Source organism: Vulgatibacter sp. (assembly GCF_041687135.1).
In the GTDB taxonomy this organism is placed as follows: Bacteria; Myxococcota; Myxococcia; order Myxococcales; family Vulgatibacteraceae; genus JAWLCN01.
This window is the reverse complement of sequence record NZ_JAWLCN010000010.1, coordinates 168,757-183,924: the sequence shown is the minus strand read 5'-3', so window position 1 is coordinate 183,924 and position 15,168 is coordinate 168,757. Positions and strand designations below refer to the sequence as shown.

Here is a 15,168-nt window from a genome sequence, read left to right as displayed (position 1 = left end):
AGAAGGGCGACCGGGCAGTTTTCCACCGGCCGCATGGTTGTGAAGGCCCGGACGCCGCGTTGACCCCCCCGATGGCGCCCGCTACGGTTCGTGCCCCATGAGCGATGACGCAGTGCTCGATCCCCTGACCGAAGCCCGCAAGGCCATCGGTCCCGCCGACAAGGTCTGTGGCAATTGCCTGATGTGGCGGCCGCAGATGCAGGACAGCCGCGGGCGCTGGGTGGGGCCGTGCAGGCTCCAGCCCGGCCGCGGCGACCTGCCCCCCACCGCGGCGCCTTGCGAGCGCTACCTCGCCCGCGGCAGCAAGATCCCCACGGCGCCGGTGGAGGAGCCCACCAGGCGCCGGGCCAGGACCATCGTCGGGCCGACCGTCCGCCGCGGCGGCAGCGTCGTCACGCAAAGCTTCACCCGGCCTGCAGCGCCGGACGTCGAAATCGGAGACATCCTTTCCATGACCCGCAACGAGCTGATCGAGATCATCCGCGAAGCAATCGGGGAGGGCGACACGCCTGCCCTCGCCGGCAAATGGGAGGGCGGCTCGGTGGTGCTCAAGCCCGCCAACCCGGAGCTCCAGCCCCGCGAGATCCCGATCGACTCGCTGCTCCACAAGGTGGTGATGATCCGCGATCGCCTCCGGGTCCTCGAGGCGAAGATCAACGGCAACGGCAAGATGACCGACGCCGAGAAGGTCGAGCTCCAGAGCTACATCACCAGGTGCTACGGCTCGCTCACGACCTTCAACGTGCTCTTCCGCGACAAGGAAGAGTTCTTCGTCGGCGAAAAGGGCGGCAAGGAAGGATAGCGGCCTTGAAGAGCCCCGACGGTCTGACCGGGGGCGGCAGGCCCGCAGCGCCGCAGCCGGTGGGCGGTTGGCAGCCGAGTGCCAGCGGGCCGACCGCGCCGACCCCAGTGCCCGGGCGGATGCACGCCCTCCGCGCGCTCAAGCATCCCGGTTACCGGGCCTATTTCTTCGCGCAGGCCCTCTCCTTCGCCGGCACCTGGATGCAGTCGGTGGCGCTGGGCTGGCTCGTCTTCCGGCTCACCGGCTCGTCGCTGCTGCTGGGCACCGTCACCTTCGCCTCGCAGATCCCCACGCTGCTCCTCGCGCCCTTCGCCGGCGTCCTCGCCGACCGGGTCTCGCTGCCGCGCATGGTCGCCGTGACGCAAGGGATCCTCGCCCTGGTCGCGCTGGCGATGGCCTGGCTCATCTTCGCCGACCGGATCACCGTGCCGTGGATCCTGGGCCTCGCCGTGGTGGGCGGCATCGCCAGCGCGTTCGACCTGCCGGCGCGGCAGACCCTGCTGGTGGAGCTGGCAGGGCCCGAGGATCTCTCCTCGGCGATCGCCCTCTCCTCCGCCGCGGTCAACTCCGCCCGGCTGGTGGGTCCCGCCGTCGCCGGCCTCCTCGTCGCCTCGGTGGGCGAGGCGGTCTGCTTCCTCATCAACGGCGTGAGCTTCCTCGCGCCGATCGGCGTCGCCCTCTGGGTGAAGCCCTCGCACACCAGGGCCCCCTCGCGGCGTGAATCGCCACTCGAGGCGCTGCGGGCCGGCATCGGTTACGCGCGCCGGGCGCCGCACACCCGCGCGGTGCTGCCGCTCGTGGCGATCTCCTCCTTCGTCGCCTTTCCCTACCTGCCGATGCTGCCGGTCTTCGCCGGCGACGTGCTCCACGGCGGCCCGCAGCTCCTCGGCTGGCTCAACGTCGCGGTGGGCCTCGGCTCCATCGTCGGCGCGCTGGCGGTGGCGGCCCTCGTCGACAAGCGACGCCTCGTGCCGCGGCTCTCCGTCGGCCTCGTCTGCTACGGCGCGGGGCTGGTGGTCCTCGGCCTCTCGAGGATGCAGTGGCTCTCGCTGGGGGCGCTGCCGCTGGTGGGCTTCGGCATGCTCTCGATGCTCTCCGCCGCCAACACGGTGGTGCAGACCGACACCCCCGAGTCGATGCGCGGCCGGGTGATGTCGCTCTACACCACCGTGCTCGTCGGCTTCTTCCCGCTGGGCGCGCTCCTCTGCGGCGCCGTGGCCGATCGGATCGGCGTGGGGCCCACCATCGCGGTGGGTGGAGCTGTCACCTTCGCCTGTGGTGTGTGGCTGTGGCGGCGGCTTCCCGGCCTGCGGGCGCTGCAGGTCGGCGAGGGGATCGAAGCACGAGCGTCGTGACGGATCGGGCTTTGGAGCTTATCCTCCGCAGACCGTGAACCCTCCGCTGACTCCAGAGCTGATCGTCGCCGCGTACTGCCAGGGCATCTTTCCGATGGCCGACGAGATCGACGGGGAGATCGGCTGGTACTCGCCGGACCCCCGCGCGATCTTTCCCCTCGACGCCTTCCACGTGCCGAAGTCGCTGGCGAAGACGATCCGGCGCGGCGTCTTCGAGGTGCGCATCGACACCGCCTTCGAGGCGGTGATGCGCGGCTGCGCCGAGCGGGACGAGACCTGGATCAGCGACGAGATCGTCCGCTCCTATTGCGCGCTCCACCGGGCGGGGCTGGCCCACTCGGTGGAGGCGTGGCACGAGGGGGAGCTCACCGGCGGCCTCTACGGCGTGGCGCTCGGCGGCGCCTTCATGGGCGAGTCGATGTTCACGCGCATCACCGACGCGTCCAAGGTCTGCCTGGTGGCGCTGGTGGAGCGGCTCGAGGAGCGGGGCTTCGTGCTCCTCGACTCCCAGATGCCCACCGAGCACCTCGCCAAATTCGGCCAGATCACCATCCCCCGGGCCGACTACCTGCGGCGGCTGGCGGCGGCCCTGCGGCTCGATCGCTCCTTCACCTGAGGCCGCCGCGGCCTGGGCGTTCAGCCATGGGCCCGGGCCGGGCGCATCGGCGCCGCGGCGTGGGCGCGTTCCCCGGCGTGGACCATCGCGAGGCGGCCGAGGGCGAAGGCACCGATCGCCATCACCACGTCCCGCACCGCGATGTCGAAGAAGCCCCCGAGGACGAGGTTCACCGCGATGGCGAGGAGCCAGGCGCTGACCACGAAGGCGCCGATCCGGGGGCGGACGAGGACGAGGATGCCTGCGGCGATCTCGATCACGCCGACGAGGTACATGAAGGCCTGCGGCGAAAAGGGGAGAAGCTGCAGCGCGATCGGGCCCAGGTAGCCGCTCCAATCGGTGAGCAGCCCGACGAATTTGTCGGCGCCCGCGACGATGGGGACGATGCCGTAGGTGAGCCGGAGAAGGTGGAAGGTGGACGAGACTTTGCGTTCCATGGGGGTCTCCCTCTGCTTTCGGGTTCCACCCCAATCGAGTCGCTGCGCCCGCGGCGGTGACATTGTCACCACCACCCCGCCTGCTGCATCCATGGAGCATGAATCCCAACCCGCCCGCGGCGAGAGCCGCCATCCCAGGCCCCGACGACGAGACCATCGTGCGCCGGGTACTCGCAGGCGAGGTCGATCTCTTCGAGATCCTCATGCGCCGGCACAACCAGCGGATCTACCGCGCCGTCCGTTCCATCCTCCGGGACGAGAACGAGGTCGAGGAGGTGATGCAGCAGGCGTACGTCTCGGCGTTCGAGCACCTGGCCCAATTCCAGGGGAGCGCGCGCCTGTCGACGTGGCTCACGCGGATTGCGGTCCACGAGGCCTTCGGCTGGCTCCGCAAGGGAAGGCGCCTCGTGGCGATCGACGGAGGAGCGGAGATGGAGCCGGCACAGGGAGCGAGCCCCGAGCAGCGGGCGGCGGATCGGGAGATGGTGGGCTGGCTCGAGGCGGCGATCGACGAGCTGCCCGAGGGCTATCGCACCGTCTTCGTCCTCCGGGAGGTGGAGGCCCTCTCCACCGCAGAGGCAGCCGAGGCCCTGGAGCTCAGCGAGGACGCGGTGAAGCAGCGGCTCCACCGGGCGAAGGCGATGCTGCGGGAACAGCTCGCCGCCCGGATGGAAGCGAACGCGTCGGGGGCCTTCCTCTTCGAGGCGCCGCGCTGCAACCGGGTGGTCGCAGGCGTTCTCGCCAGGATCCACGCAGGCCGCTGAAGGGCCGTCCAGAATTGGACGGCCCGGAAGAGCGGAGCCGGAGGCGGAGCCGACAAGGAGCAGGCTTTCCGCGCGGGAGCGCGTGTCCGACAATCGGTCCCGGCCACGCCGGGGCCGATTGTTGGACAAGCCTTGAGAGCGAGGGAAACGAAGAAACCCCGCCGCACCTCTTCGGTGCGAGCGGGGCTTCTTGCACCCGGCGTGTGACACCGGGCGTGTCGACGGCCGGTTACGCCTCGAGGGAGCGGACCAGATCCACGAGGGTGCGGACGCCGACGCCGCTGCCGCCCTTGGCGTGGTAGCCGGCGTCCTTGTCCGAGGTGGAGGGACCGGCGATGTCGAGGTGCACCCAGGCGTTGCCCTCGACGAACTCGCGGAGGAAGAGCGCCGCGGAGATCGCGCCGCCCCAGCGGGCACCCGAGTTCTTCATGTCCGCGATCGGCGACTTGAGGTTGTCCTTCACCTCCTCGATCAGCGGCATGTGCCAGAAGGACTCGCCTGCGCTCTTCGACGCGGCGACCACCTTGCCGGCCCACTCGTCCTCGTTCGACCAGGTGCCCACGGTGTGCATGCCGAGGGCGACGATGCAGGCGCCGGTCAGCGTCGCCAGGTCGATCACGCAGCGGGGCTTCGACTGCTCCACCGCGTAGTTGAGCACGTCGCCGAGGACGAGGCGGCCCTCTGCGTCGGTGTTGGTGATCTCGACGGTCTTGCCGTTGCGGGCGGTGAGCACGTCACCCGGGCGGTAGGCGGTGCCGCTCGGCATGTTCTCGGCAGCGCCCACGTAGGCGTGCACCGGGAAGTTCGGCTTCACCTGGGTGGCGATCGCGAGCATCGCGCCGAAGACCGCGGCGGAGCCCGCCATGTCGGTCTTCATGTCGACCATGGCGTCCGCCGGCTTGAGCGAGAGGCCGCCCGAGTCGAAGGTGATCGCCTTGCCGACGAGGGCCAGCGGCTGGGCTTTGCCGGCGGCGCCGCGGGCGCCACCCTTCGGCGTGTACTTGATCTCGATGAGCTTGGGCTCCTCGCGGCTGCCCTGCGCCACGCCGAGGAACATGCCCATCTTGAGCTGCTCGATCTTCTTGCGATCGTGCACGGTGACGGTGAGGCCCGGCACCTTGAGCTTCTTCTGCGCCGCCTGCGCGAGGAGCGTCGGCGTCAGGAACATCGCCGGCTCGTTGACGAGGTCGCGGGCGAAGCAGACGCCCTCGGCCACCGCGAGGCCCAGCGCGAGACCGGCGTCGGCGTCGGCGTTCTTCTTGTGCTCCGGCGAGGTGACGAAGGCAGCCTTGAGCTCCTTCTTCTCCTCGTCCTTCTTCGAGCGCCACTTGTCGTAGCGGTAGGCGCCGAGCTGCAGGCCTTCCGCAGCGGCGCGGGCCTCGTCGAAGGCACCGAAGGCGCCGGGGACCGCGAAGGCGAGCTTGCCCGCGTTGACCCGGGTGCCTTCCTTCGCTGCGCTGCCCGCTGCCTTGCGCAGCGCCTCGAGCTCCGCCTTCCCGCGGGCGCCGAGGCCGAGGAGCAGCACGTGCGACGCGGCAATCTTCCCATGGGAGTGGACGAGGAGCTTCGAGCCGGTCTTGCCGGTGAAGCCCTCCTGCCTGGCGATGTCGCGGAGGACGCCGCCGAGGGCGCCGTCGAGGGCATCGAATTCTGCGGCGGCGCCCTTCTTGCCGAGGTCCTCTTCGAAGACCGGGAGTGCGACGAGACCGACCTTGCTCTCGGCAAGGGAGGATGGAGCGAGCTTGATATCCATGCTTTTTCCTCTCCGTTGCGCCGCCCGGGAATGTCTCGCAGCAGGCGCCGAAGCCGCGGGTTCTACCATAGCCGGCAAGGGGGGAAACGCCTTTCCGAGCATGCGGCCCGGGCTGCCGGCTCGTCGCCCCGGGGGCGGGCGCCGGCGTGGTGCCCGGGCGGACGTCTCTCGTCGGCGGCCCGGAGGATGGCTAATCGAAAAGGGATGAAACGCCGAAACGACAAGACGATTGCAGCAGTCGGCGCAGCGGCGGCGTTGCTCGCTGGGAGCGTGGCGGTCGCGCAGCCGCCGCGGCTCCTCGAGCCACCCGATCTCTACGGGCCTGCGACCCAATCCCCGTCGCCGCTGCAGATGCCTTCCGACCCCTCCGCCGACTGGCTCCTCCAGGACCGGAACCGTGGCTTCGACCTGCAGCTCGAGGGAAAGCTGGTGGCGAGCTCGCCCGACCAGATCCGCGTGCAGCGGGGCGGCGGCGCCCCCGACGCCATCCTCTTTCTGCGGCCGGAGACCCTCTACCTCCTCGACGGCAAGGCCGTCTCCGTGACCCAGCTGCCCCTCGGCGCACCGGTCCACGCGGTCTTCGATCTCGACGGGAACGTGCGAATGGCCCGGCGGATCGAAGCGGTGCAGCCCGGCGACGAGGCCGCTGCAGCGCAGCTGGGGGAGAGCACCCTTCCGCCCTTCACCTCCGAGGTGCCGGGGATGCGGGTGGAGCAGCAGCTGCCCCCCAACCTCCTGCCGGCCGCGCCTCCGACCGAGGGGCTGGAGCCCGGGGTGGTGCGGTCGGAGCCGCCTTCGCCGGAGGCGGCGGGGCGCGGGGCGCCGGCGGACTGAAGCGACCGCAGCGGCGAAATGCGAAGGGCGAAGGGAGATGCGAAGGGCCCCGTCCCCCCTGCCTTGCGAGGAGGAGCGGGGCCCTGCTGCTACCGGCGGGCGCAGGCCCGGGCCGCTACGGGAAGGGCAGCCCGAAGGACGCGCAGGTCATCCAGGAGAAGAGGATCGCCAGGAATAGGAAGACGAGGAAAATCTTCACCCACGTGCTCTTCGCAGGCTTGCCCGGAACGTTCGGCTCGGCCAAAGCGCCACCTCCTTCCCCCTTTACATGTACATCCCGCCGTTCACGTGGAGGACCTGGCCGGTGACCCAATCGCCCCCCGGACCGGCCAGGTAGGCAACTGCCTCGCCCACCGCGGACGGCTCGCCGAAGCGGCCGAGGGGGATCTGGGCGACCAGCTTCTCCTGCACCGCCTCCGGGACCCCGCGGACCATCGGGGTGTCCATGAAGCCGGGACAGACGGCGTTGACCGTAACCTGGTCCCTCGCCACCTCTTTCGCCAGGCTCTTGGTGAGGCCGATGAGCCCCGCCTTGGAGGCGGCGTAGTTGATCTGGCCGTAGTTGCCCATGGCGCCGACGATCGAGCTGATGTTGACGATCCGGCCGCTCTTGCGGGGGCGCATCCGCTGCACCGCCGCCTTGCAGACGTGGAAAGCGCCGCGGAGGTTGGTGTCGAGGACGATGTCCCAATCCTCGTCGGTGAGCTTGGCGATGGTGCGGTCGCGCACCAGGCCTGCGTTGTTCACCACCACGGAGAGGGGGCCGAGCTCCTGCTCCACCACCTCGATCATCTTGTCGACCTCCTCCTGCAGGCAGATGTCCGCCTGCACGGGCAGGGCCCGGATCCCCTGCCGCTGGAGGTCTGCAGCCAGGTGCTGGGCCTCTTCCTCGCCCGACCGGTAGTGGAGCGCCAGGTCGTAGCCGTCCTGCGCCAGGCGCAGGGCGATCGCGTGCCCGAGTGCGCCGGATGCCCCCGTGATCAGCGCCACCTTCTTCATCGTGTCGGCCCCTTTCCCTCAACCGATCGACGCACGACGCGGTGCGCCAGCCCCTCCAAGCTAAGGCCACCCGGGCAGGATCAGGAAGTCAGGCAGGCAGGCTGCAAAGGCCGGTAAATTACGGCTTTACTGCAACGAGAAGCGGCGCCCCCGCGAGGCGAGGACGCCGCTCTTCGGTACACCGGGGCCGTTGCCCTTCAGGCCTCGGCTGCGTCGTTCGCCAGCCGCACGAAGTCCGCCTCGAGGCGGTCGAGTCGCTCGGTGGCCCGCTGCTCCGCCGCTTCGATCGGTTCCCCCGCGCGCACCGGCTCCCGGAGGTCGAAGTAGTATTTGATCTTCGGCTCGGTGCCCGATGGCCGGGCGATCACCCGGGTGCCGCCCTGGAGGTCGAAGGTGAGGACGTTGGAGGAGGGCAGGGTGATCCGGTCCACCTCGCCGCCGGAGGCGCTGGTGATCACGCCGAGCTTGAAGTCGCGGATCTGCAGCACCTCGAGGCCTCCGATCGCCTGCGGCGCCCGGTGGCGGAAGGCGTCCATGATCTTCGCGATCTGCTGCTGCCCCGCCGCGCCCTTCATCGTCGCCGCATGCTGGCGCGAGAGGTAGACGCCGAAGCGCCGGTAGAGGTCCTCGAGTTCGTCCACCACGTCGCGGCCGCGGGTCTTCGCCTCCGCGGCGAGCTCCGCGAAGACTGCAGCGGCGCTCACGCCGTCCTTGTCGCGGCAGACCTCGCCGACGCTGTAGCCCAGGGCCTCCTCGAAGCCGACGAGGAAGCGCTCCCCCTTCTCCCGCTTGCGGTCGATGGCGCGGTTGGCGATCCACTTGAAGCCCGTGAGCACCTCGTCGTAGGCGACGCCGAAGGCCTTCGCCATCTCGCCCGCCATCGGCGTGGAGACGATGGTGCTGATCACCAGCCGCTTGTCGCCGCCGCGCCGGTCGTGCTGCATCAGCCAGGCGGCGAGGACCACGCCGATCTGGTTGCCGGAGAGCTGCCGGTAGGAGCCGTCTGGACGGCGCACCGCCACCGCGAGCCGGTCCGCGTCGGGATCGTTGGCGAGGACGAGGTCCGCCTTCGTCTTCCGGGCCAGCTCCAGCGAGAGGTCCATCGCCCCGGGCTCCTCGGGGTTGGGAAAGCGGACCGTGGGAAAATGCATGTCCGGCTCGAATTGCTCCTCCACCACGTGGATCTTCGTGAAGCCGAATTCGCGCAGGGCGCGGGTGGCGAGCTTGCCGCCGACGCCGTGGAGCGGCGTGTAGACGACGGTGAGATCGTCGCGGCCGGCCCTGCTGGTGGAGAGGTCGCGGATCGCGGCGAAGTAGGCGTCGATCTCCTGCGTGCCGAGATCCTGCCAGAGCCCCTGCGCCCGGGCTTCCTTCTCCTCGAGCCGCGGGACCTCCGGGATGGCGCCCACCGCGTCGATGGCGGCGCTGATCCCCTTGTCGTGGGGCGGGACGATCTGCGCGCCGTTGCTCCAGTAGACCTTGTAGCCGTTGTACTCCGGCGGGTTGTGGCTGGCGGTGATCATCACGCCGGCTGCGGCGCCGAGGTGGGTCACGGTGAAGGCGGTGAGCGGGGTGGGGGCGAGCTCGGTGTAGACCCGCGCCGGGATGCCGTGGCCGGCGAGGACCGCCGCCGTGTCCTTCGCCGTCTCGGCGGAGAGGCGGCGGCCGTCGAAGCCGATCACCACGCCGCGCTGCTTCACGTCGGCGACCGTCTCGAGGAGATAGCGGGCGAGGCCCGCGGTGGTGCGGATCACCACCGAGCGGTTGAAGCGGTTGGGGCCGGCGCCGATCACGCCGCGCAGGCCCGCGGTGCCGAACTCCAGCCGCATGCCGAAGCGATCCCGGAGCTGCGCCTCTTCGCCCCTGTCGAGGAGCTGCTGCAGCTCGGCACGCGTGTCGGGATCGGGGTCCTCGGCGAGCCATTTCTCTGCCGCCGTGCGAAGGCTCTGGTCCATGGTGCGGTCTCCCTGGTCGCCGCGTCCACGGGCGGCGTTCGCGCAGAATGCGCCTCCAGTTAGCAACGGGGAGCGCCGGCGTCGACCGGCACGCGCGCGGGGGGCGTCCGCTTCCTGACGTGCAAAGTGCGGTGGCGGAAGGGGGCGCCACCGGCTTACCTTCCCGGCCGCCATGATCTCCGTCCGCGATCTCGCCAAGCACTACCAGGTCCACAAGCGGCCCCCGGGCCTCGCCGCAGCGCTCCGCTCGGTGGTGCGGCGCCGCTACGAGACCGTGAAGGCGGTGGACGGGATCTCCTTCGAGATCGCCGCAGGAGAGCGGGTGGGCTTCCTCGGGCCGAACGGCGCCGGCAAGACCACCACGCTCAAGATGCTCTCCGGCCTGCTCCACCCCACCGCCGGCAGGGCGTTGGTGGCGGGGCACGAGCCCGGGCGGCGGGAGGCCGATTTCCTCCGCTCGATCATGCTCGTCACCGGGCAGAAGCAGCAGCTCCTCTGGGATCTGCCGCCGGCGGAGACCTTCGAGCTCAACCGGGCGATCTACGACGTGCCCCGGGCCCGGTTCCGCGAGACCCTCGACGAGCTGGTGGAATTGCTGCAGCTCGGCGACCTGGTGGGCAAGCCGACGCGGCAGCTCTCGCTCGGCGAGCGGATGAAATGCGAGCTGGCGGCGGCGCTCCTCCACCGGCCCCGGGTGCTCTTCCTCGACGAGCCCACCATCGGCCTCGACGTGACCATGCAGGCGGTGGTCCGCGATTTCATCAAGGCCTACAACGAGCGGCACGGCGCCACCGTGATCCTCACCAGCCACTACATGGACGACGTGGCGGCGCTCTGCCCGCGGGTGATCGTCATCGACCACGGCCGGCTCACCTGGGACGGCGCGCTGGAGGAGCTGGCCAGGCAGACCCGCCCCGAGAAGCGGATCACGCTGCGGCTGGGGCGCGAGGTGACCGCGGCGGAGCTCGAGCGGATCGGCGGGCGGGTGGTGCTGCGCGACGGATCGCAGGCGATCCTCGGCGTGCCCGCGGGGCAGCTGCGCGACGTGGTCGCAGCTGCGCTCGCCGAGCTGCCGGTGATCGATCTCAACGTCGAGGAGGCGCCGCTCGAGGAGGTGCTCTCCGAGCTCTTCGCCAGGGGGCGGCGCGCGTGAGCCGCGTCGCCGAGATCCGGCGCGCGACGCCGACGCTCCTGCGGGTGGGCTTCGCCTCCGCCATCGCCTACCGCAGCGAGTTCCTGGTCTGGATCCTCGCCACCAACATGCCGCTGGTGATGCTGCTCCTCTGGACGGCGGTGGCGGCGGAGGCGCCGGTGGGGCGCTTCGGCGAGACGGAATTCATCGGCTACTTCCTCGCCACGCTGATCGTGCGGCTCCTCACCGGATCGTGGGTGGTCTGGGAGCTCAATTTCGAGATCCGGCAGGGGACGCTGGGGATGCGGCTGCTCAAGCCGATGCACCCCTTCCTCGTCTTCGCCGCCGACAACCTCGCGGCGATCCCGATGCGCGTGTTGGTGTCGCTTCCCATCGCCGCGGGCGCGCTCTTCTGGGTGGGGCGCGAGACGCTCACCGGCGATCTCCTGCTCTGGGCGGCGGTGCCGGTGGCGCTCCTCGGCGCGTGGCTGATGACCTTCTGCGTGATGGCGCTGATCGGGACGCTGGGGCTCTTCTGGGAGAGCTCGCTCTCGATCTTCGAGCTCTGGCTGGGGCTCTTCTTCGTGCTCTCCGGTTACATCCTGCCGCTCGAGCTGCTGCCCGAGTGGCTGTGGGCGGTGGCGCGCTGGCTCCCCTTCCGCTTTCTGCTCTCGTTCCCGGTCGAGCTGATGCTGGGGCTCGTCGACCGGGAGGGGCTCGCGGTGGGGCTCTGCGTGCAGTGGCTCTACGTGGCCTTCTTCCTCGTGGCGGGCCTGCGGCTCTGGGCGGCGGGGCTGAAGCGCTACGCGGCCTACGGGGGATAAGGGTGCGCCGCTACCTTCGGCTGCTCGCGGTGCAGCTCCGTGCCTCCGCGCTCCTCACCCTCCAATACCGGGTCGACTTCCTCGTCGACGCGGTGATGTCGCTCTTCTGGACGGCTTCGGCGCTGGTGCCGCTGCTCGTCCTCTTCGACAAGCGCGAGACGGTGGTGGGCTGGACCTGGCCCGAGGCGCTGGTGGTGGTGGCGTGGTTCACCGTGCTCAAGGGCGTGCTCGACGGCGGGATCCAGCCGGCGCTCCAGAGTGTGGTCGAGCACATCCGCAAGGGCACCCTCGACTTCATCCTGCTCAAGCCGGCGGACGCGCAATTCCTCGTCTCCACCGCGCGCTTCGAGATCTGGAAGAGCGCCGACGTGCTGGGTGGCCTCGCGCTGCTGGCGTGGGCGCTCGTCGAGTTGCGGCACGTGCCCAGCGCAGGCGCGGTGCTCACCACGCTGGCGCTGCTCGTGGGCGCGGTGACGATCCTCTACTCGCTCTGGATCCTGGTGGTGAGCCTGGCGTTCTTCGTGGTGAAGATCGACAACCTCTCCTACCTCTTCGCCTCGATCTACGACGCGGCCCGGTGGCCCTCGTCGGTCTTTCGCGGCGTGCTTTCGTTCGTCTTCACTTTCGTCATCCCGCTGGCGGTGATGACCACCTACCCGGCGCTGGCGATCCTCGGGCGGCTCGGGCCGGGGCAGGCGGGGTGGGCGCTGCTGGGGGCGGCGGTCTTCTCCTTCGTGGCGCGGCTGGTGTGGAAGAACGCGATCCGCCACTACACCAGCGCGGGCGGGTGAAGGGCCGGGTGCGGCGGGTGGGAAGCGGGGAAGCGGGGAAGCGGGAGCCTCCCGGCCGGCGCCCGTTGCGACGATGGCAGGAGCTGCGAGCCGGCGCTCGTCTGCAGAGGCGCGTCGTCGGGCAAGTGGTCGTGCCAGGGTACGGCAGAAGCCGATCGCCGGTTGACACTCCTTGTGATCGTCGGCGCGCGACTCGTGCGGGATTCCGCACTATCGGCAAAGGCACCCGATCGCTTGAATGGCTCCCATGAACGTGGAGCTGTTGATCGAGGCAATCACCCGCGAAACCCTGGTGCTGATCTCCCAGCTGGCGGCGACCTACCGCCGCGCCGGGAAGGGCGTCGCCGGTCTCGAGACGTTCGTGCAGGTGGCGGTGCACCACAACGGCCCGATGACCCGGGCCCGTCTGCGGGAGATGGTGCAGCTCGACGCGGTGGAGCTCGATCCCATCGTCGACGTGCTCCTCGCGGACGGCAGGCTCACCGAGGAGAAGGGCCGCCTCTGCTGCGAGAGCTGCGTCATCCCGCTGGAGGCGTCGGCAGGTTGGGAGGCTGCGGTCCTCGATCACTACAACGCGGTGGTCGCCGCCATCTCCGGCAAGCTGGAGGCGGTGCAGCGCGCGGCGCCTGCCGACGCAGTGGGCGGCAGCACCTTCCGCTTCGATCTCTGGCGCGGCCATCCCCTCGAGACCGAGATCCTCGGCCGCCTCTCCCGCGAGCGCCGCGACGCCGTCGATCTCCGCGCACGGGCGAGCGCGGCGGCGCGTCCGCCTGGCGCCGTTCCCTACCAGGTGGTCTGGTACTGCGGCCAGAGCGTCGCCGGGATGCGCGAGCGGTGAAGATCGTCCTCCTCGCCGTGGCGCTTCTCCTCTCCGCCTGCGGGGCCGGGCAGCGGGAGGCTGCGCCCGTGCCCTGTGAGGGATGCGGCGAGCCGCCCCCCGAGCCCTGCGAGCTGGCGCTGTGCACCGGTCCCGCAGGTTGGGAGCAGACGGCGGGGCCCGTCGGAACGAGCCGCGCCACCGCCCTCCTCGTGAGCGGCGATACGGTGTTGCTCGGCACCTGGGACGTGCTGCTCCGCTCCGAGGATGGCGGCCTCCACTGGGAGGAGGCCGCTGGCCTTCCCGCAGGCGCGCTCTCGCAGCTGGTCGAGGGCGCGCGCTCGATCTTCGCCGTGGTCGACTCCCAGCACCTCTACCGCAGCGACGATCGGGGCAGGAGCTGGCGGGCGATCGAGGCCCCCGGGCCGATCGTCTCCCTCGCTGCTGACGGCGAGCGGCTCTTCGCGGTGATCTACGAGGCGGCCGAGGAGCGGCTCGCCGCGGTGCGGAGCGCCGATGGCGGCGCGAGCTGGACCCACCTCGCGCCCCTCTCCGGGAACGGGGCGCTTCCCACCCGCATCATCAGCGGCGGTGACGTCCTCCTCGCCCCGGGCTACGGCGGCCAGCTCCTCTACCGATCCTTCGACGGCGGGGCGAGCTGGGAGGCGCTCGCCGGGGTGGGCTACGACGTCGCAGGCGCCGACGCGTTCGGCTACCACGCCGAGAATTTCTTCGCCGTCTCCCAGGAGCGGGGGACCATCCACCGCTCCGCCGACTTCGGCGCCACCTGGAGCGAGGTGCTTCTCGGCGGCAGCGAGAAGTTGAGCTACCAATCGTCCCACCTCGTCGGCACCCCGGAGGGCTTCTTCGCCGCCCTGGGCTCCGGCTACGTCTACCGCTGGGACGTGGCCCTCGACCGGTGGACCCCTGCGGACGACGGTCTCGGCCCCGGCTTCCTCACCGGTTTCCACGGAGGCGACGCCGGGGTCTTCGCCGTGGTCGAGGATCGTCTCCTCCGCTTCGACCGCCACCGGGAGCGGTGGGGGCCGGTGGAGGCGGAGCTGGTTCGGACCCGCATCGATGCGCTGGCAGGCGGCGAGGGGATGCTCCTCGCCCGCGATCCACACGGCAGGCTCCACGTCTCCGCCGACACCGGGGCCACCTGGCGGCGGCTCGAGCCACCGGGGGAGGACGCGCCGCCGATCCTCACCGCCGAAGTCGCCGGCGGGGTGCTCCTGGCAGCGACCGCAGGGGGCGGCGTCTTCGCCTCCACCGACGGCGGCCAGCGCTTCACGCCAGTCGTCGAGGGCTTTCCCACCTACCAGGGAATCGCAGGGACCCAGTACCGGGAGGTGGCGGCCTTCGTCGATCACGAGGGCAGCGTGCTCGCCGCCACCGGCTCCGGCTTCGAGCGGACGAGTGATCCCTGGGAGCCGCTGCAGCTCACCGGCGCCGGGGTCTGGCGCTTCGAGGCGGGAAGCTGGCACCCGGCCAGCTCCGGCCTGCCGAGCCGCACCGTCGGTGGCGAGGAGCGGTTCGAGCCCCTCGTCGCCCTGGCGTCGGTGGAGGGGGCGCTCTTCGCCGCCACCCTGGGGAACGGGCTCTTCCGCTCCGGGGACGGCGGCGGTAGCTGGGAAGCGGTCGGGCAGGGGCTTCCGATCCGGATCGGCGACGACCTCACGCCGGTGGTCGAGCTGGCGGGATCGGGTACGATTCTCTTCGCCCGGGCAGGACCGCTGGGCCGCGGCGGTTGGATCCATCGCTCCACCGATGGCGGCCTGCGGTTCGAGCGGTTCGACCCACCGGAGATGCCGGGGGCCGAGGCGGTGGCGCTGGCAGGTGGCGCGGGGGAGGTGGCGGTGGCGTGGCGCCTCGCCGGCGGGGGCTGGCAGGTGCGCTGTACGACCGACGGGACGCGGTGGAGGGTGCTGGGCGGGGGGATGCCGAACCAGCCCATCCGCAGCCTCCGTCGGGTCGGGGGAATCTGGTACATGGGCACCGAGGGCGGCGGGGTCTGGCGGCTCGCCCCGGAAGCGGAGGGGGTGTGCGGATTTCCGCACTAGGCACTACCCCGACCGGGCGGCGAGAG

General features: G+C 70.8%; 15 protein-coding genes. 10 read left to right on the top strand and 5 right to left on the bottom strand.

Features of this window, described 5'->3' with window-relative positions; all coding sequences use genetic code 11:
• The first annotated feature begins 97 nt into the window (after nucleotides 1-97).
• From ACESMR_RS19790 to aat, 3 genes are read left to right on the top strand one after another with little or no spacing between them, the layout of a single operon-like run.
• Nucleotides 98-802: a hypothetical protein gene (locus tag ACESMR_RS19790; protein ID WP_373048848.1), complete on the top strand. Its 705-nt coding sequence runs from the start codon at nucleotides 98-100 to the stop codon at nucleotides 800-802.
• A gap of 5 nt (nucleotides 803-807) precedes the next feature.
• Nucleotides 808-2,157, top strand: a complete 1,350-nt coding sequence (locus ACESMR_RS19785; RefSeq protein ID WP_373048847.1) for an MFS transporter — start codon at nucleotides 808-810, stop codon at nucleotides 2,155-2,157.
• On the top strand, nucleotides 2,057-2,773 hold the full coding sequence (gene aat / locus ACESMR_RS19780) for a leucyl/phenylalanyl-tRNA--protein transferase (RefSeq protein ID WP_373048846.1): 717 nt from the start codon (nucleotides 2,057-2,059) through the stop codon (nucleotides 2,771-2,773). The genes ACESMR_RS19785 and aat overlap by 101 nt, the downstream gene beginning before the upstream one ends.
• Nucleotides 2,774-2,793: 20 nt before the next feature.
• On the opposite strand, the gene ACESMR_RS19775 is transcribed toward aat, so the two are convergent.
• Nucleotides 2,794-3,210, bottom strand: coding sequence for a DoxX family membrane protein (locus tag ACESMR_RS19775; RefSeq protein WP_373048845.1), 417 nt, complete (start codon nucleotides 3,208-3,210; stop codon nucleotides 2,794-2,796).
• A 98-nt stretch (nucleotides 3,211-3,308) separates the two neighbouring features.
• Here ACESMR_RS19775 and ACESMR_RS19770 point away from each other — a divergent pair, with 98 nt between their 5' ends.
• Nucleotides 3,309-3,974 carry an RNA polymerase sigma factor gene (locus ACESMR_RS19770; protein WP_373048844.1) on the top strand — a complete coding sequence of 222 codons (666 nt, stop codon included), beginning with the start codon at nucleotides 3,309-3,311 and terminating at the stop codon, nucleotides 3,972-3,974.
• A gap of 229 nt (nucleotides 3,975-4,203) precedes the next feature.
• Here the strand turns inward: ACESMR_RS19770 and ACESMR_RS19765 are convergent, their stop codons facing one another.
• On the bottom strand, nucleotides 4,204-5,727 hold the full coding sequence (locus ACESMR_RS19765; RefSeq protein WP_373048843.1) for a leucyl aminopeptidase: 1,524 nt from the start codon (nucleotides 5,725-5,727) through the stop codon (nucleotides 4,204-4,206).
• A gap of 204 nt (nucleotides 5,728-5,931) precedes the next feature.
• Here ACESMR_RS19765 and ACESMR_RS19760 point away from each other — a divergent pair, with 204 nt between their 5' ends.
• Nucleotides 5,932-6,561 carry a hypothetical protein gene (locus tag ACESMR_RS19760; RefSeq protein ID WP_373048842.1) on the top strand — a complete coding sequence of 210 codons (630 nt, stop codon included), beginning with the start codon at nucleotides 5,932-5,934 and terminating at the stop codon, nucleotides 6,559-6,561.
• A 115-nt stretch (nucleotides 6,562-6,676) separates the two neighbouring features.
• On the opposite strand, the gene ACESMR_RS19755 is transcribed toward ACESMR_RS19760, so the two are convergent.
• The 3 genes from ACESMR_RS19755 to ACESMR_RS19745 all read right to left on the bottom strand — a co-directional run bounded on the left by ACESMR_RS19755 (nucleotide 6,677) and on the right by ACESMR_RS19745 (nucleotide 9,515).
• The gene (locus tag ACESMR_RS19755) at nucleotides 6,677-6,805 is read right to left on the bottom strand and encodes a hypothetical protein (protein WP_373048841.1); all 129 of its coding nucleotides are present in this window, start codon (nucleotides 6,803-6,805) and stop codon (nucleotides 6,677-6,679) included.
• Between the two features lie 20 nt (nucleotides 6,806-6,825).
• Nucleotides 6,826-7,560, bottom strand: coding sequence for a 3-oxoacyl-ACP reductase family protein (locus ACESMR_RS19750; RefSeq protein WP_373048840.1), 735 nt, complete (start codon nucleotides 7,558-7,560; stop codon nucleotides 6,826-6,828).
• Nucleotides 7,561-7,757: 197 nt separating this feature from the next.
• On the bottom strand, nucleotides 7,758-9,515 hold the full coding sequence (locus ACESMR_RS19745) for a phospho-sugar mutase (protein WP_373048839.1): 1,758 nt from the start codon (nucleotides 9,513-9,515) through the stop codon (nucleotides 7,758-7,760).
• Between the two features lie 172 nt (nucleotides 9,516-9,687).
• Between ACESMR_RS19745 and ACESMR_RS19740 the strand changes: the two genes are divergently transcribed.
• From ACESMR_RS19740 to ACESMR_RS19720, 5 genes are all read left to right on the top strand, one after another.
• A complete protein-coding gene (locus tag ACESMR_RS19740; protein ID WP_373048838.1) occupies nucleotides 9,688-10,668 on the top strand; it encodes an ATP-binding cassette domain-containing protein in 981 nt (326 codons plus the stop codon).
• The gene (locus ACESMR_RS19735; protein WP_373048837.1) at nucleotides 10,665-11,471 is read left to right on the top strand and encodes an ABC transporter permease; all 807 of its coding nucleotides are present in this window, start codon (nucleotides 10,665-10,667) and stop codon (nucleotides 11,469-11,471) included. The genes ACESMR_RS19740 and ACESMR_RS19735 overlap by 4 nt, the downstream gene beginning before the upstream one ends.
• Before the next feature lie 2 nt (nucleotides 11,472-11,473).
• Complete coding sequence (locus tag ACESMR_RS19730) at nucleotides 11,474-12,262, top strand: ABC transporter permease (RefSeq protein WP_373048836.1); 789 nt, start codon at nucleotides 11,474-11,476, stop codon at nucleotides 12,260-12,262.
• Between the two features lie 238 nt (nucleotides 12,263-12,500).
• Nucleotides 12,501-13,100 (top strand): hypothetical protein, encoded by a 600-nt coding sequence (locus tag ACESMR_RS19725; RefSeq protein ID WP_373048835.1) that lies wholly within the window; start codon nucleotides 12,501-12,503, stop codon nucleotides 13,098-13,100.
• Nucleotides 13,097-15,142, top strand: coding sequence for a hypothetical protein (locus ACESMR_RS19720; RefSeq protein WP_373048834.1), 2,046 nt, complete (start codon nucleotides 13,097-13,099; stop codon nucleotides 15,140-15,142). Before ACESMR_RS19725 ends, ACESMR_RS19720 begins: the two co-directional genes overlap by 4 nt.
• The last annotated feature ends 26 nt before the right edge of the window (nucleotides 15,143-15,168 follow it).

Excerpts from the sequence above, each read along its gene's own strand:
- ACESMR_RS19740 (WP_373048838.1), top strand. The coding sequence starts at position 9,688 with ATGATCTCCGTCCGCGATCTCGCCAAGCACTACCAGGTCCACAAGCGG.
- ACESMR_RS19750 (WP_373048840.1), bottom strand. The coding sequence starts at position 7,560 with ATGAAGAAGGTGGCGCTGATCACGGGGGCATCCGGCGCACTCGGGCAC.
- ACESMR_RS19790 (WP_373048848.1), top strand. The coding sequence starts at position 98 with ATGAGCGATGACGCAGTGCTCGATCCCCTGACCGAAGCCCGCAAGGCC.
- ACESMR_RS19775 (WP_373048845.1), bottom strand. The coding sequence starts at position 3,210 with ATGGAACGCAAAGTCTCGTCCACCTTCCACCTTCTCCGGCTCACCTAC.
- ACESMR_RS19745 (WP_373048839.1), bottom strand. The coding sequence starts at position 9,515 with ATGGACCAGAGCCTTCGCACGGCGGCAGAGAAATGGCTCGCCGAGGAC.
- ACESMR_RS19770 (WP_373048844.1), top strand. The coding sequence starts at position 3,309 with ATGAATCCCAACCCGCCCGCGGCGAGAGCCGCCATCCCAGGCCCCGAC.
- ACESMR_RS19765 (WP_373048843.1), bottom strand. The coding sequence starts at position 5,727 with ATGGATATCAAGCTCGCTCCATCCTCCCTTGCCGAGAGCAAGGTCGGT.
- ACESMR_RS19760 (WP_373048842.1), top strand. The coding sequence starts at position 5,932 with ATGAAACGCCGAAACGACAAGACGATTGCAGCAGTCGGCGCAGCGGCG.
- ACESMR_RS19725 (WP_373048835.1), top strand. The coding sequence starts at position 12,501 with ATGGCTCCCATGAACGTGGAGCTGTTGATCGAGGCAATCACCCGCGAA.